Source organism: Streptomyces atratus (assembly GCF_900119365.1).
Taxonomy (GTDB): domain Bacteria; phylum Actinomycetota; class Actinomycetes; order Streptomycetales; family Streptomycetaceae; genus Streptomyces; species Streptomyces atratus_B.
Genome location: NZ_FPJO01000009.1, coordinates 262,707 through 276,223, shown reverse-complemented (window position 1 = coordinate 276,223; position 13,517 = coordinate 262,707). Strand labels below are relative to the sequence as shown.

Sequence of the window (13,517 nt, the reverse complement as noted above, 5' to 3'; positions counted from 1 at the left end):
GGTCACGGCGTACCTCCATCCGGTTTGACCACCCGCACCGTCACCTCGGCGCCCGTAACGGCCTTGAGCGTCGCAGGCGGGGTGATCGTGATGTCGGCGCAGGTGCTGCCGAGCCACTTCAGGTCGAAGGACGCGTAGGTGATGTGCTGGTAGTCGGCCCGCTCGTAGAGCAGTCCGAGGCGGCCGTCGGGCAGCCGGGTCAGTGTCGAGCAGGCCGCGGCACCGGGGGCCGGTAGTCGCGGCAGTCCGCGAGCGAGAGATCCGTCAACGGCATGGAGGTGCCCTCCTGGGATGCGCCGGGGGTGTGAACGCCGGGCATCGAGACAGAAGACGTCAGATGTTTTGGCGGCACACGGACCCTTGGCAGCCCTCGCGCCGGCCGTCAAGAGCCCGGTCGGCGGATCACGGCCGGGGTCGGCGGCCCGCGATCCTCCGGCCGGGCCCTAGTCCAGGGCGCTGTCGCGGGCGCGGGCCTCGGAGATCCGGCGCCGGACCGGGGCGTAGTGCTCGCCCAGCGCCTTCATGAAGCCGGTGATGTCCCCGGCCCGTGCGGCGTCCACTATGTTCTGGTGTGCCACGATCGTCGCCATCTCGTCGGCGTGCGTGAATCCGTCGAGATGCGGCGCGACGATCGAGTACACCTCCCAGAAGGCCATCGAGAGCTGGCCGATCAGCTCATTGCCGAGCGGTGCCACCAGAAGTGCGTGGAACGCCCGGTCCGCCTCCACGAAGCCGTGCCCGTCCCGGGCGCCGGTCCTGCGCATCGTGGCGACCAGGCCGTCCAGCTTGTCGAGCTGCTCCTCGCTGAGCAGCGAGACGATCCGGTCGGCCATCCCACGCTCGAAGAGCTCGCGTACGTCGACGAGGTCGGCCATCACCTGGAAGTCGTCGTCGGGGGAGAGCAGCCCGCGGAAGGTCAGGCTCTCCACCAGGGCCGACAGGCTCAGCCTGCCCACGTACGTACCGTGCCCGTGCCGCACCTCCACGATGTCCAGCGCGTCGAGGATCTTGACCGCCTCGCGGACGCTGGAGCGGCTGGCGCCGAGCGCCTCGCACAGGGCCGGCTCGGTGGGCAGTGGGTCCCCGGGGCGAAGACGCTTCTCCAGGATGTGGCGCTTGATGCCCTCGACCACTTCCTGCCGGAGCAGCTGCCGGCCGGGCTTCGCACCGGACATATGTGAACTCCCCACCTCTTGACCCCTCTCGATTGTCCAGCTAAGTTGCCACGCTATCAAGGCATCAGACATCTGACGTCTGATGCTCGGGCTTCCCGATCCCTCGCGATCCTGCGTCCCGCCTCCTGCTTCCCCGCCGGATCTCCCCCTCACGTTCCACCTTCGACGCGTCCTTGGAGGACCCGTGCCCGAGCTGAGACCGGCCGGTGTCGAGCGCCGCACCTTCCTGCGATACACCGGCGCTGTCGGTGCGGCAGCCGCCGTCACGGCGAGCCTTTCCGCCTGCGGCGGACCGTCATCGACCGCTGACCGCACGGCAGACAGGGGCAGCGGCAGGCACGCGTCGAGGAACTCCCCGACCTGGTCGGCCTGCCCGGCCACACCCTTGCCACGCTCCCCGGACAACTCTCCGGCGGCCAGCGCCAGCGCGTCGCCATCGCCCGCGCCCTGGCCCTGGAACCGGAACTGATCGTCGCCGACGAACCGACCTCCGCCCTGGACGTCTCGGTCCGCGCCCAGGTCCTCAACCTCCTGGTCGACCTGCGTGAACGCCTGGGGCTCGGCATGGTGTTCATCTCGCGCGACGTCCAGACGGTGCGCTACCTCGCCGACCGCCTCGCTGTCCTCCACCTCGGCCGGATCGTGGAGGTAGGGCGCGCGGCCGATGTGGCGGGCGCTCCCGTGCACCCGTACACCGAGCCCTGCTCTCCGCGACCCCGAGCCTGCTGGAGACCACCGAACGCATCGTGCTCACCGGACCGGTGCCCTCAGCCACCAAGCCGCCGTCCGGCTGCCCGTTCCGTACCCGCTGCTGGAAGGCCGACGACGCCTGCGCCCTGGTCTTTCCCACCGAGGCCTCGGGCCCGGACGGACACCGCTGGCACTGCGTCCACCCCCAGAGCCCCGCTTCCCCCGTACCGTCCACAAGGAGCACCGGATGAGCGCCCGGAACCCCCGCTGCACCGGCGTGATCCCGCCCGTCGTCACCCCGCTCACCGCCGACGGCGAGATCGAACGCCCCTCCCTGGAGGCGGGTCGTCGGGCATCTGCTCGACGGCGGCGTCAGCGGCCTGTTCGCCCTCGGCAGCTCGGGCGAGACCGCCTACCTGACACCCGGCCGGCAGGACGAGGTCATCAAGGTCATCACGGCCGCCTGCGCCGGTCAGGTCCCGGTGCTCGTCGGAGCGATCGAGACCACCACCGGCCGGGCGATCGAGCGGGCCCGCGCCGCCGAAGCGCTCGGCGCCGACGCCGTCGTCGTCACCGACCCCTTCTGCACGCGCACGCACGACACCGAGATCGACCGCCACTTCCGCGACATCGCCGCCACCCTCGACCTGCCGGTCCTGGCGTACGACGCACCGGTCTGTGGGCACAGCAAGCTCGACCCGGAGCTGCTATTGCCGCTCGCCGCGGACGGTGTGCTCGCCGGGGTGAAGGACTCCAGCGGCGACGACGGCTCGTTCCGCCGCCTGGCCATCGGCGCCCGCGGGCTCCCGGAGTTCTCCGTGCTCACCGGGCACGAGCTGGTCGTCGACGCGATGATGCTCGTCGGCGCGGACGGCTCGGTCCCGGGGCTCGGCAATGTGGACCCGCACGGGTACGTACGTCTCCACGAGGCCGCGGTACGGGGCGACTGGGCCGCCGCCAGGGCCGAACAGGACCGGCTGGTCGGGTTTTTCGACATCGTCCGCGCGGCCCGCCCCGGCACGGCGTCCGCCATCGCCGCGGGTCTGGGTGCCTTCAAGACCGCACTCATGCTGCTCGGGATCATCGAGACGAATGCGGTGAGCGCGCCGATGCGCCGCCTGGGCGCGGCCGAGACCGCCGAGATCGCGGCCTGCCTGGACCGCGCGGGGCTAGCCCGGATCTGAGTCGGCCCGAACGGAAGAACAGCGGTCCGTCGCCACAGCCCCGACTGTGACGACGGACCGCTTCTTCGGGTCCGCTACCTGTTGACCGCGCCGGTCAGTTCTTCGCGGCGCGGGTACGGCGGACCAGCAGGGATCCACCGAGCACCAAGGCCGCGGCGGCACCGCCGGCCAGCCCCAGGTCGGCGTCGGCACCGGTGTGCGCCAGCTGCCCGACGGTTACGCCCCCGGGCTCAATGCCGGTCCGCGGTTCATCGGTACGGGGCGTGAGCGGGGGTGTCACCACCGGTGTCACGGGGGGAGTGACTACCGGCGGCGTGACCACCGGGGGTGTCACGGGGGGCGTGACCACCGGGGGCGTGACCACCGGGGGTGTCACGGGGGGCGTGACCACCGGGGGCGTGACCACCGGCGGTGTCACGGGGGGCGTGACCACCGGCGGCGTGACCACCGGGGGTGTCACGGGAGGCGTGACCACCGGGGGTGTCACGGGGGGCGTGACCACCGGAGGCGTGACCACCGGGGGTGTCACGGGAGGCTCGACCACCGGCGGCTCGATGCCCGGCCCGCCCTCGTTCACGCACGTGTTCCCAGCAGCCGGGTTCAGCGCACCGACGATGTCGACGGTGTTGCCGCAGACGTTGACCGGAACATCCACCGGAGCCTGGATGTTGTTGCCGGACAGCACCCCGGGGGAGCCGACCGCGCCGCCCTCGGCGCTCGCCCCCTGGCCCCCGCCGCCCTGGCCGCCCTCGTTCACGCACTTGTTGCCGAACGCGGGGTTCAGCAGACCGATCACATTCACCGTGTTGCCACACACGTTGACCGGCACGTGCACCGGGACCTGCACGTTGTTGCCCGAGCCGATGCCGGGCGAACCGACGGCCACACCGTCGGCGGAGGCATCCGCGAACGCGTATCCACCGGCTGCGGTCAGGATCCCTGACGCCGCCGCCACTACCAGCACGCTCTTACTCAAGGCTTTTCGCATTGATTGCCCCCTCTTAGGACATTCCGTGCGAGCGGGACGCTCGCAGTTCATTCATCAGGCCGGTGCGGAGGCCGCCGGGAGATCACTCCGGCGGTGCCCGTGCGTGACTCGGCAAACGGCGGTCACGGAAAGCGCAGAGACCATGAAGACATGTGCTTCATGTGACGAGTCCGTGCTTCTGCCGGTCAAGCGCCCGAACTTGCACGCTTGTGTCACTCATAACGAGGAGAGAATGTCGAGGAAACTCGACAGGTCGTGGAAATTTTGTGATCACACGAATGGAGTACGCATACATGCCGGTTCGGGCCCCGTCGGCGTGCAGGGCGTTCGGTTCCTCGAGAGGAAAAGAGGTCGTTGGGGCCGGGAAGCGACCGGTCGGACCGCTCCCGTCCGGACGTCCCTGAAGTGCTGTTTCGCACTGCTGTACGCGCACCCCTGGCATTCGGGTGAATGGAGAGAACCAAACGCCCGGTCGTGAGTTGGTCAGGGGGCTCCGGTACGGGGCACTCGGTACGAGAAGGGTTAATCGTGATCAAGAAGGTTCTGGCTACGGGTGCCGTTGCCGCCTCCATCCTCGGTCTGGGCGCGACACAGGCCCTGGCCATCGGCGACGACGGCGGTACGACCTCGGTCAACGGCAACGGAGCCTCGCAGTCGTTCGGCAACGCCGAGACCCACGGTGACGGCAGCCCGCAGTTCGGTCTGGTCCAGGGCAGCCTGAACAAGCCGTGCATCGGCCTGCCGGCCAAGGCCAACGTCGGCTCGCTCGTCGGCGTGATCCCGGTCGCGGTCCAGGATGTCAACGTGCTGTCCTCGCCGCAGAACCAGCAGTGCACCGAGAGCTCCACTCAGGCCAAGGGCGACGAGCCGCTGTCGCACATCCTGGACGGCATCCCGGTGCTCTCCGGCAACGGTGCCGGCAACAGCTGATCCGCAGCCGATCCAGCCGTAGACGACAGGCCCGGGCCGCAGGCGTTCCTCCTCCGCGCGGCCCGGGCCTGTTGCTGTCGTCCCCCGGCACTGGCACATCGGATTGTCGGAAGACCTTTCCGGTGGCATCGGGTGTTCGATATTGCATCGTTCGGGCGATCTTTCAAGAATCTTTCGCCAGAAGAGTTTCGAATACCGTCTGAAATCGTTACGAATTACAGCGGCGGAGTTACGGGCGATCAGGACCGCGCTCGTGCGGCACGAAAGACGTTGCCGCTCCGGACTCCGTCAAAGAAAGGGAACAAAAAGTGAAGTACACCAAGGTTGCCGCCATCGCCGCCGGAACCCTGATGGCGATGGGCGCCGCCGCGCCCGCCTTCGCCGACTCCGGTGCCGAGGGCGGCGCTACTTCCTCCCCGGGCGTGGTGTCCGGCAACAACGTCCAGGTCCCGATCCACGTTCCGGTCAACGCGTGCGGCAACACCATCAACGTGATCGGTCTGGTCAACCCCGCTTTCGGCAACAACTGCGCCAACATCTGACCTCTGGTCGGACGGGCCGAACGCTCGTGACCGGAAGGCCCCGGACCGCATTCGATGCGGTCCGGGGCCTTCCCCGTTTCTCTTCCGGCATTCGATCGCGTGGTCCCGCAGAAAAGCGACCCCGTCCAGTTGCCGTGTCGCAACCGCATCGTTACCCAGGGCGAAAGCGGCAGAAGGCACGGCTAAAGAATGCCCGTGCGGCGCGAGTACGCGACCGAAACAGATGCCGCTGCAGAAGGGAACCCGAAAGTGAAGTACGCGAAGACTGCTGCGTTCGTTGCCGGTTCCGTGGTTGCTCTCGGAACGGCTGCTCCCGCCTTCGCCGTCACCAACGCCACGGCCCCCAACTTCAGCCTCAACGGAGGCGTCAACCAGGCGGTGGAGAGCGCCCCGCAGGCCGTCGACCCGATCGTCGACACGGTCGGCGGCGCCGCGGAATCGGTGCAGAAGAACGGCACCGTCACCAAGCTGGCCGACCAGGCCACCGGCGCGGCCAAGGGCGCGGCCCCGCTCATGGGCGGCCTGCCGCTCGGCGGCTGATCCGTCGCGCTGCGGCAGTTTCCCGCCGGCCCCCGGCCTTTCTCATTCCTCCGGTGCCGCGAATTCGGCGAACAACCGAACGTAAAACCATCGTTCGAGTGAATCGGCACAACTATCCCCGTTGTCGTGAGTTGATCAGGACGCTCTGGACAGGCGGGCAACAGAAAACCCCAGAAGGGCTATTTCATGATCAAGAAGATTATGGCCTCGGCAGCCGTCGCTGCTTCGATCGTCGGCGTCTCCGCCGCGATCGCCCCGCAGGCCATGGCCATCGGTAACGACGGTGGTACGACGTCGGTCAACGGCAACGACGCCGTCCAGTCGTACGGCAACTCCGCCACCCACGGCGACTGGAGCCCGCAGTTCGCGCTCATCCAGGGCTCGCTCAACAAGCCCTGCATCGCGCTGCCCGCCAAGGCCAACGCCGGTTCGGTCCTCGGGGCCGTCCCGGTCTCGGTCCAGGACATCAACGTCCTGGCTTCGCCGCAGAACCAGCAGTGCACCGAGAACTCCACCCAGGCCAAGGGTGACGAGGCCCTCTCGCACATCCTGGACGACATCCCGGTCCTGTCCGGCAACGGCGCCGGCAACGACTAAGGCCGTACCGCTCCGGGCGCTCCTCGCCGGTCGTCCGAACCGGCAGGGAGTGCGCCGCGGGCAGCTTCGCGCCCGTCTGTACGCAGTACCCGAAACACCCGTGGGGTCGGCACATCCACACGGCAGCCGGTTCCCCGGCCGCCCGGATGCGCCGGCCCCACTGGTGTGTCCGGCCCACCACGGCCCCTCGAAGGGGCGGGTGGACTGGGCCGGTTGCCGTAGTACCGGCAGACGTCACCCGCCGCACCGGGTAGGGGCCATTCATGGACCAGTACGACAGTCAACGCCCCTGCGACCGGCAGCGGCATGCACAGGACGGCACACCCATCTACGACCGGCTGCTCGCCGAGTGGCGGGCGGCCCACGGCAGCCCGGAGGCGCCCCCGCCCGCAGGGCCCGAGCGGCCGCGCGCGGGAAGCCGGGTTCCAGCGGCCCGCACTTCCGGCGAGGCTGTCGACGGGTGACCGAAGATGATCGAACTCATGCCGGATCGAACCCGTTCGAGTGGTACTGCGGAACCGACGCTTCCGTAGCGGGTTGATCAGTACGTTCCACAACGGGACGCTCCGAAAGGTTGAGCGTGATGAAGAAGATGACGGCCGGCGCAGCAGTGGCCGTGTCCCTGGTCGGTCTGTCCGCCGCAGCGGCCCCCGCGGCCATGGCGATCGGCAATGACGGGGGCACCACGTCGGTCAACGGCAACGGCGCCGTGGACGAGTTCGGCAACAGCGTGACCCGGGGCGACGGCAGCCCGCAGGTCCAGCTCGTCCAGGGCACGCTGAACAAGGCCTGCGTCGGTCTGCCGCTCAAGGCCAACGCCGGTTCGCTCGCCGGTGTGCTGGTGCCGGTCGCGGTCCAGGACGTCAACGTGCTGTCCTCGCCGCAGAACCAGCAGTGCGCCGAGAACTCCACCCAGGCCAAGGGAGACGAGCCGCTGTCGCACCTCGTCGACGACATCCCGGTGCTCTCGGGCAACGGCATCGCCAACGACTGACGTGCCTGAGTGCGGGCTGCCGGGGGATCCGTCCCGGGCCGCCCGCACCGCGGTGCACGGCGCCGCACAGCAGGATCTGGGGCACCGCCCCAGGGCTCCACGCATGAGGATGCCCACCGCACCACGGGGGGCGGTGGGCATTCGGCGTACCGGGGCGGGTCAGCCCAGGCTGCGTACCGGAAGGACGCAGTGGGCGGCGGTCGTGATGACCTCGGGGTCGGCCGCGAAGGACCGCAGCAGCTCCTCGCTCACCGGCCGGCCCGGTGCGCTCTGGGGCCACGGGCGGGTGGCGAACATGGTGTGCACCTCGCCCCGCTGACCGGCCGCCGCCAGCCACTTTGGCGGTGCGGGGTACTGAGCCGTGAAGTGCGGCATCGTCAGGACTGCCTGGCCGGCCTGGACGAGCAGCTTCACCGGGAGACCCGGGTTCTCGGCGGCGTACACCGGACCGCTGCCGACGGGGAGTCTGCTGCGTTCCAGGGCCACGCGCATGGCGGCCTCGCCGGCCGCGGGGCCGTCCGTACCGTCGCCCAGCGAGTAGACGAGAAGGAAGGCGACGTCGTGGCCGTCGGCCGGGTGTTCGCCGCTCCACCCGATCAGTGTGATCGTGCCCAACTGGGCTTGTGTGAACGCGCCGGTGGAGGTCTGGGGTGAGGTCATGCTCGGCACCATAACGGCCACGGACCGGACGTTGTGCATGTAGATCACCTGATCGAGGGAGATAGCCGGAGATCTCCGGCGGACGTGGCCCGAATCGTCTCCGCCCGAGGGCTGCACACGGCCTCGATCAAATGTGTTGAGCCGCCCGACGTGGACGCACTATGGTGTCCACTGTTCCGGACGGCGGGGATCAACCACCACTGTCGGTCCCGTGCTTGAACCAGGAGGTGAGGATCGTGATGACTGTCGCTGCGATGGGCGCTGCCCACAACTCGAAGAGCATCGTTCCCACCCCCGTGGTCGCCGGCTGACCTACTCCGTAACTCTCCGCGCCCGAGTGCGCGTTGCCGGGGCCACCCCTTTGAAGGGTTTCCCTTGTCTTTCCCGTCTTTTCCGTCCGTTTCTTCTCTTCAGGGCCCGTCCGCGTCGCATCCGCTGTCCCCGTACGGCTGGGACGACGCCTGGGCGGCCGAATTCGCACCGTACGCCGAGCAGGGTCTGCTGCCCGGACGCGTGGTGCGGGTGGACCGCGGACAGTGCGATGTCGTCACCCCGAGCGGCACGCTCCGCGCCGACACCGCCTTCGTCGTCCCGCGCGATCCGATGCGGATCGTCTGCACGGGCGACTGGGTCGCCGTCGACCCCGACGGCGACCCGCAGTTCGTACGGACGCTGCTGCCGCGGCGTACCGCCTTCGTGCGCTCGACGTCCTCGCAGCGCTCCGAAGGCCAGGTGCTCGCCACCAACGTGGACCACATCGTCATCTGTCTCTCGCTCGCGGTCGAGTTCGACCTGGGGCGGGTGGAGCGCTTTCTCGCGCTCGCCATGTCCAGCTCCAGCGGCGCCGCGCTGCTGCGGGACGGCGGGCCGGCCGGTGACGGCGTGGCCGAGCCGATCGTGGTGCTGACCAAGGCCGACCTCGTGCCGGACGCGGCCACACTGTCGTACTTCGTCCAGGACATCGAGGGCGTCGCGCCCGGTGTGCAGGTGCTGACCGTCAGTTCCGCCACGGGGGAGGGGATCGATGTCTTCTCCGCCGTCGTCTCGGGCGGTACGAGCGTGCTGCTCGGGGCGTCCGGTGCGGGCAAGTCGACCCTCGCCAACACACTGCTCGGTCGTGACGTGATGGAGGTGCAGGCCGCGCGTGATGTCGACGGCAAGGGCCGGCACACCACCACCACGCGCAATCTGCTGGTCCTGCCCTCCGGGGGTGTGCTGATCGACACCCCCGGACTGCGCGGGGTCGGGCTCTGGGACGCGGAGACCGGTGTCGGCCAGGTCTTCTCCGAGATCGAGGAGCTGGCCGAGCAGTGCCGGTTCCACGACTGCGCCCACGAGACGGAGCCCGGCTGCGCGGTGCTCGCCGCGATCGAGGACGGTTCGCTGCACGAGCGGCGCCTCGACAGCTTCCGCAAACTGCTGCGTGAGAACCAGCGCATCGCGGCCAAGACCGACGCCCGGATGCGGTCGGAGATGTTGCGCGACTGGAAGCGCAAGGGTGCCGAGGGCCGGTTCGCCATGGAGGCGAAGCGGGGCCGGGTGCGGTAGGCGGTGGTCCCCGGCCGCCCACGGCCGCGGGCCGCCGGTCCACGTCCGAAAACCGCCAGTGCGGTACCGGCGGGTGCCGCACACTGGACGGTGTGATGGACGAACGGACCAGGTATGAGGCGGTGAGCAGCCGCGACGCGCGTTTCGACGGGGTCTTCTTCTTCGCCGTGGAAACGACCGGCATCTACTGCCGGCCGAGCTGCCCCGCCGTCACGCCCAAGCGGCAGAACGTCCGCTTCTACCCGACCGCGGCCGCCGCGCAGGGCAACGGCTTCCGGGCCTGCCGGCGCTGCCGCCCCGACGCCGTGCCCGGCTCGGCCGACTGGAACGTCCGGGCCGATGCCGTGGGCCGCGCCATGCGGATGATCGGCGACGGGGTGGTCGACCGGGAGGGCGTGCCCGGTCTCGCCCACCGGCTCGGCTACAGCTCACGCCAGGTGCAGCGGCAGCTCAACGCCGAGCTGGGCGCCGGCCCCGTCGCGCTGGCCCGCGCCCAGCGGGCCCACACCGCACGCGTGCTGCTCCAGACGACCGGGCTGCCCGTGACGGAGATCGCCTTCGCGTCGGGCTTCGCCAGCGTGCGCCAGTTCAACGACACGATCCGGCAGATCTACGCCCGTACGCCGAGTGCGCTGCGGGCCGAGGCCGGGACGGGGCTGGGAGCGGCGGTCCGGGAGGCGCGGACCACCGGGATCCCGCTGCGGCTCGCCCACCGGGGGCCGTACGCCGCCCGCGAGGTCTTCGATCTCCTGGCCGCCGAGACGGTCGCCCGGATCGAGGAGGTCAGCGGTGCGGCCGGGGCCCGTACCTACCGGCGCACCCTGCGCCTTCCGTACGGCACGGGCATCGTGGCCGTCGACGAGCGGTCCGCCGGGTCCTGGCTGGACGCCCGGATCCACCTCACGGACCTGCGGGACCTGACGACGGCGGTCCAGCGGCTGCGGCGGCTCTTCGACCTGGACGCCGATCCGTACGCCGTCGACGAGCGGCTCGGCGCCGACCCGCTCCTCGCGCCAGGTGTCGCCGCCCGCCCGGGGCTGCGGTCGCCGGGTGCCGCGGACCCGGAGGAGTTCGCCGTACGGACACTGGTGGGCCGGGATGTGGCGGAGCGGATGGTGGAGACGTACGGGAAGGTGCTGGACGTGCCCTGCGGCGGGCTGACGCATGTGTTCCCCGAGCCGGGCGTGCTGGCCGGTGCGGCGGACGGAGCGGAGCTGCGGGCGCTGGCGGGTGCGCTCGCCGACGGGGACGTACGGCTCGACGCCGGGGCCGACCGCGACGAGGCCGAGCAGGCGCTGCCGCGGCTGCCGGGGATCGGCCCGGCAGCCGCGGCGCTCATCAGGATGCGTGCGCTCGGTGACCCGGACGTGGATCCGGACGGGCGGCCCGAGGCGGAGCGGTGGCGGCCTTGGCGTTCGTACGGGGTGCGCCACCTGGGGCTGTTGTGAGCGGGCTCATGCCGGCAGGCCCCAGCGCGGCGCGGGTGCGTTCGCCGTTACCGGGCGGACGGTCAGGTCCGGGTGGTCGCCCTCCGCGGTGATCAGCGCCGATTCGCCCTTGCCGAGGCGGATGCGTACCGTACCGTCGGCCGGCTCCTCGTGGTCCAGCGGCCGTCCGTGCCGGTCCCGGATCTCCACCGGCCCGTCGATGCCGTGGCGCACGACGCAGGTGCGCCGGCTTCACTGGTCGGCCGCACCCAGCGGGTCCGGCCCTCCTCGCGTACCGCACTGAGCAGGAAAGCGCCCTGCGTCCGGAAGTCGTGCACGGTAGGGGTTCGGTGCCGTGGGCAAGGCGTCTCCTGGCAACTCGTACGCAGGCGCTTCAATTCATCCGAGCTATTCCTTGAGGGAAGGTAGGCGTGGGGGCGTTGCTGCGTCAATGGAGCGCTAGAGGTCCGATGTATTTCCGTGTATCTGGATGCAGTCCAACGGGATGCGCGGCGGTCAGCCCCAGATCACCGCGCCCAGCCAGGCCCCCGCCACCAGGAGGCACGCATAGAGCTCGACGAGTACCGAGTAGCCGGTCGCCCGCATCACCGAGCGCACCGAGGTCCAGCCCGCCCCGCGGCTGCCGAGCCGCAGCCGCTCCGCCCCGTAGACGGCCCCCACGTACCCCACCACTCCGCCGACCACCGGCACCACGAAGAAGCCCACGATCGCACCCGTCCCGCCGAGCATCAGCGTCTTGCGCGGCGCCCCCGTCTCGCGCGGGCGGCGCGGCAGCAGCGGCTTCAATGCCTGGTTCAGCAGCAGCAGTGCTGTCGCACCCATGAGTACCCCCCAGGCGACCGGCGTCACGTCGGTCAGCGCCCACCACAGCACGGCGGCCCAGACGATCGCCTGCCCCGGCGCTCCCGGCACCAGCACGCCCAACAGGCCGAGGAGCATGACGAGGCCGACGGCGACGAGTTGCCACACACTCATCTGACCAGCCTGCCGGAGTCCGGCCGGTCCCGCCCGTCAGCGCCGGCGGGGCCCGCTCAGGCCAGCGGCGTGCGGGACACCCAGCCCCGTTCGTACGCGTGCCAGCCCAGCTGCAGCCGGGTGGAGACGCCCGTCATCTCCATCAGGCCCTTCACCCTTCGCTGTACGGTCCGCAGCCCCAGTTCCAGCTGTTTCGCCACGCTCGCGTCCGTCAGCCCCGCCAGCAGCAACGAGAGGATCTCCAGGTCCGTCGGATCGGGTCCGGTGACCTCTTCCTGAAGCCCGCCGCTCTCCCCCAGCCTGAGCGGCATCGCCTCGCGCCACACCGCCTCGAAGAGCCCCATCAGCGACTCCAGCAGCCCGGAGGCATGGACCACCAGGGCGGCCGGCTCGGCGCCGCGACCGGTCAGCGGCACCATCGCCAGGGCGCCGTCCGCGACGACCAGCTTGGTCGGCACCCGGTCGATGACCCGGCACTGCTCGTCCCGGCTCAGCGCCGCCGACAGCTCCAGAATCCCGAACGGCATCGAGAGCGTCTCCCGCTCGACCACCACCCGGTACGACACCCCGCGCGTCGCGGCCCGCTCCTCGGCCTCGTTCTCCATTCCGCTGACGGCGATCGGCTTCCCGGTGACCAGGGCGCACACCTCGCTCGTCGCACCGAGCTGCAACTGGTGGAAGCGGTGCGACACCGCACTCGCCCCCGTGACCACCTCGACCAGGTCGTGCACGGCCGGTTCGGCGGCATCCGCCCGGTACTCCTCGGCGAGCAGCGCCGCCGCCAGCTCCGCCTGCTCCAGCTCATGGCGCTGCTGGGTCAGCAACGCGCCCAGCGCCACGCCCGGCGGCGCCGCCACCCAGCGTCCGGTGCGGGCCGATGCCTGCGCGGCCAGGCCGTGCTGCTCCAGCCTGCGCAGGGCCCGCTCGGTGTCCGGCTCGGGAAGGCCCAGCCGGTGCGCGAGATCGGAGACCTCCGCGGCCCCCACCGCCACGAGCGCGCGGTACGCCGACTCCTGTATCTCGTCGAGACCTATGGCTCCCAGCATCCCCGGCCCTTTCCTGGACGCACTGATTCCGCACGATGTCGCTGCCGCCGGGTGTCCGGCCATGGCGGAAAGCGGCCACGGCGTAAACCCGCCGTGTACATCATCCCTTCAACGCCCTTCGCTCTGCCAATGTGGCGCCACCGCAGTACCAACAACCGCCGGAAAGCTGCGGTTTGCGCAGTTGGTTCCGGATTCACTTG

Annotated in this window: 15 protein-coding genes and 3 pseudogenes; 11 read left to right on the top strand and 7 right to left on the bottom strand. The window is 70.4% G+C overall.

Annotated features, from left to right (window positions below; translation table 11 throughout):
• Positions 1 to 2: 2 nt before the first annotated feature.
• Together BT364_RS18300 and BT364_RS18295 are read right to left on the bottom strand one after the other, a co-directional pair.
• Positions 3 to 386 carry a sialidase family protein gene (locus BT364_RS18300; RefSeq protein WP_256259994.1) on the bottom strand — a complete coding sequence of 128 codons (384 nt, stop codon included), beginning with the start codon at positions 384 to 386 and terminating at the stop codon, positions 3 to 5.
• 57 nt (positions 387 to 443) lie between these two features.
• On the bottom strand, positions 444 to 1,175 hold the full coding sequence (locus tag BT364_RS18295) for a FadR/GntR family transcriptional regulator (protein ID WP_072486241.1): 732 nt from the start codon (positions 1,173 to 1,175) through the stop codon (positions 444 to 446).
• A gap of 184 nt (positions 1,176 to 1,359) precedes the next feature.
• On the opposite strand from BT364_RS18295, the pseudogene BT364_RS40175 reads away from it, so the two are divergent.
• The 3 pseudogenes from BT364_RS40175 to BT364_RS18285 form a co-directional block, all read left to right on the top strand.
• A pseudogene (locus BT364_RS40175) lies at positions 1,360 to 1,509 on the top strand (twin-arginine translocation signal domain-containing protein); the annotation flags it as partial.
• Positions 1,506 to 2,116: pseudogene (locus tag BT364_RS18290) on the top strand (oligopeptide/dipeptide ABC transporter ATP-binding protein); the annotation flags it as partial. The pseudogenes BT364_RS40175 and BT364_RS18290, both read left to right, overlap by 4 nt.
• Positions 2,113 to 3,049 (top strand): annotated as a pseudogene (locus tag BT364_RS18285) (dihydrodipicolinate synthase family protein). The pseudogenes BT364_RS18290 and BT364_RS18285, both read left to right, overlap by 4 nt.
• Before the next feature lie 94 nt (positions 3,050 to 3,143).
• Here the strand turns inward: BT364_RS18285 and BT364_RS43960 are convergent.
• On the bottom strand, positions 3,144 to 4,037 hold the full coding sequence (locus BT364_RS43960; protein ID WP_177328160.1) for a chaplin: 894 nt from the start codon (positions 4,035 to 4,037) through the stop codon (positions 3,144 to 3,146).
• 528 nt (positions 4,038 to 4,565) lie between these two features.
• Between BT364_RS43960 and BT364_RS18275 the strand changes: the two genes are divergently transcribed.
• From BT364_RS18275 to BT364_RS18250, 6 genes are all read left to right on the top strand, one after another.
• Positions 4,566 to 4,967, top strand: coding sequence for a rodlin (locus BT364_RS18275; protein ID WP_072486239.1), 402 nt, complete (start codon positions 4,566 to 4,568; stop codon positions 4,965 to 4,967).
• A 308-nt stretch (positions 4,968 to 5,275) separates the two neighbouring features.
• Entirely contained in the window at positions 5,276 to 5,509 is a 234-nt protein-coding gene (locus BT364_RS18270) for a chaplin (protein WP_072486238.1), read from the top strand.
• Between the two features lie 249 nt (positions 5,510 to 5,758).
• The gene (locus BT364_RS18265; protein WP_072486237.1) at positions 5,759 to 6,049 is read left to right on the top strand and encodes a hypothetical protein; all 291 of its coding nucleotides are present in this window, start codon (positions 5,759 to 5,761) and stop codon (positions 6,047 to 6,049) included.
• A gap of 186 nt (positions 6,050 to 6,235) precedes the next feature.
• Entirely contained in the window at positions 6,236 to 6,646 is a 411-nt protein-coding gene (locus tag BT364_RS18260) for a rodlin (RefSeq protein WP_072486236.1), read from the top strand.
• A gap of 263 nt (positions 6,647 to 6,909) precedes the next feature.
• Positions 6,910 to 7,110, top strand: a complete 201-nt coding sequence (locus tag BT364_RS18255) for a hypothetical protein (RefSeq protein ID WP_072486235.1) — start codon at positions 6,910 to 6,912, stop codon at positions 7,108 to 7,110.
• A gap of 119 nt (positions 7,111 to 7,229) precedes the next feature.
• Positions 7,230 to 7,640, top strand: coding sequence for a rodlin (locus tag BT364_RS18250; RefSeq protein ID WP_072486234.1), 411 nt, complete (start codon positions 7,230 to 7,232; stop codon positions 7,638 to 7,640).
• 159 nt (positions 7,641 to 7,799) lie between these two features.
• Here the strand turns inward: BT364_RS18250 and BT364_RS18245 are convergent, their stop codons facing one another.
• Complete coding sequence (locus BT364_RS18245) at positions 7,800 to 8,300, bottom strand: DUF5949 family protein (RefSeq protein WP_072486271.1); 501 nt, start codon at positions 8,298 to 8,300, stop codon at positions 7,800 to 7,802.
• A gap of 375 nt (positions 8,301 to 8,675) precedes the next feature.
• Here BT364_RS18245 and rsgA point away from each other — a divergent pair, with 375 nt between their 5' ends.
• Both rsgA and BT364_RS18235 read left to right on the top strand, forming a co-directional pair.
• The gene (gene rsgA, locus BT364_RS18240; protein WP_072486233.1) at positions 8,676 to 9,848 is read left to right on the top strand and encodes a ribosome small subunit-dependent GTPase A; all 1,173 of its coding nucleotides are present in this window, start codon (positions 8,676 to 8,678) and stop codon (positions 9,846 to 9,848) included.
• Positions 9,849 to 9,943: 95 nt separating this feature from the next.
• Positions 9,944 to 11,296 (top strand): DNA-3-methyladenine glycosylase 2 family protein, encoded by a 1,353-nt coding sequence (locus BT364_RS18235; protein WP_072486232.1) that lies wholly within the window; start codon positions 9,944 to 9,946, stop codon positions 11,294 to 11,296.
• 6 nt (positions 11,297 to 11,302) lie between these two features.
• Here the strand turns inward: BT364_RS18235 and BT364_RS18230 are convergent, their stop codons facing one another.
• From BT364_RS18230 to BT364_RS18220, 3 genes are all read right to left on the bottom strand, one after another.
• A complete protein-coding gene (locus tag BT364_RS18230; RefSeq protein WP_371268607.1) occupies positions 11,303 to 11,509 on the bottom strand; it encodes a hypothetical protein in 207 nt (68 codons plus the stop codon).
• A gap of 282 nt (positions 11,510 to 11,791) precedes the next feature.
• Positions 11,792 to 12,271, bottom strand: a complete 480-nt coding sequence (locus BT364_RS18225) for a DUF456 domain-containing protein (protein WP_072486231.1) — start codon at positions 12,269 to 12,271, stop codon at positions 11,792 to 11,794.
• A gap of 56 nt (positions 12,272 to 12,327) precedes the next feature.
• A complete protein-coding gene (locus BT364_RS18220) occupies positions 12,328 to 13,317 on the bottom strand; it encodes a helix-turn-helix transcriptional regulator (RefSeq protein ID WP_072486230.1) in 990 nt (329 codons plus the stop codon).
• Between the last annotated feature and the right edge of the window lie 200 nt (positions 13,318 to 13,517).

Coding starts and splice junctions, on each gene's coding strand:
- BT364_RS18295 (WP_072486241.1), bottom strand. CDS start 1,175: ATGTCCGGTGCGAAGCCCGGCCGGCAGCTGCTCCGGCAGGAAGTGGTC.
- BT364_RS43960 (WP_177328160.1), bottom strand. CDS start 4,037: ATGCGAAAAGCCTTGAGTAAGAGCGTGCTGGTAGTGGCGGCGGCGTCA.
- BT364_RS18260 (WP_072486236.1), top strand. CDS start 6,236: ATGATCAAGAAGATTATGGCCTCGGCAGCCGTCGCTGCTTCGATCGTC.
- BT364_RS18255 (WP_072486235.1), top strand. CDS start 6,910: ATGGACCAGTACGACAGTCAACGCCCCTGCGACCGGCAGCGGCATGCA.
- BT364_RS18250 (WP_072486234.1), top strand. CDS start 7,230: ATGAAGAAGATGACGGCCGGCGCAGCAGTGGCCGTGTCCCTGGTCGGT.
- BT364_RS18245 (WP_072486271.1), bottom strand. CDS start 8,300: ATGACCTCACCCCAGACCTCCACCGGCGCGTTCACACAAGCCCAGTTG.
- BT364_RS18235 (WP_072486232.1), top strand. CDS start 9,944: ATGGACGAACGGACCAGGTATGAGGCGGTGAGCAGCCGCGACGCGCGT.
- BT364_RS18225 (WP_072486231.1), bottom strand. CDS start 12,271: ATGAGTGTGTGGCAACTCGTCGCCGTCGGCCTCGTCATGCTCCTCGGC.
- BT364_RS18220 (WP_072486230.1), bottom strand. CDS start 13,317: ATGCTGGGAGCCATAGGTCTCGACGAGATACAGGAGTCGGCGTACCGC.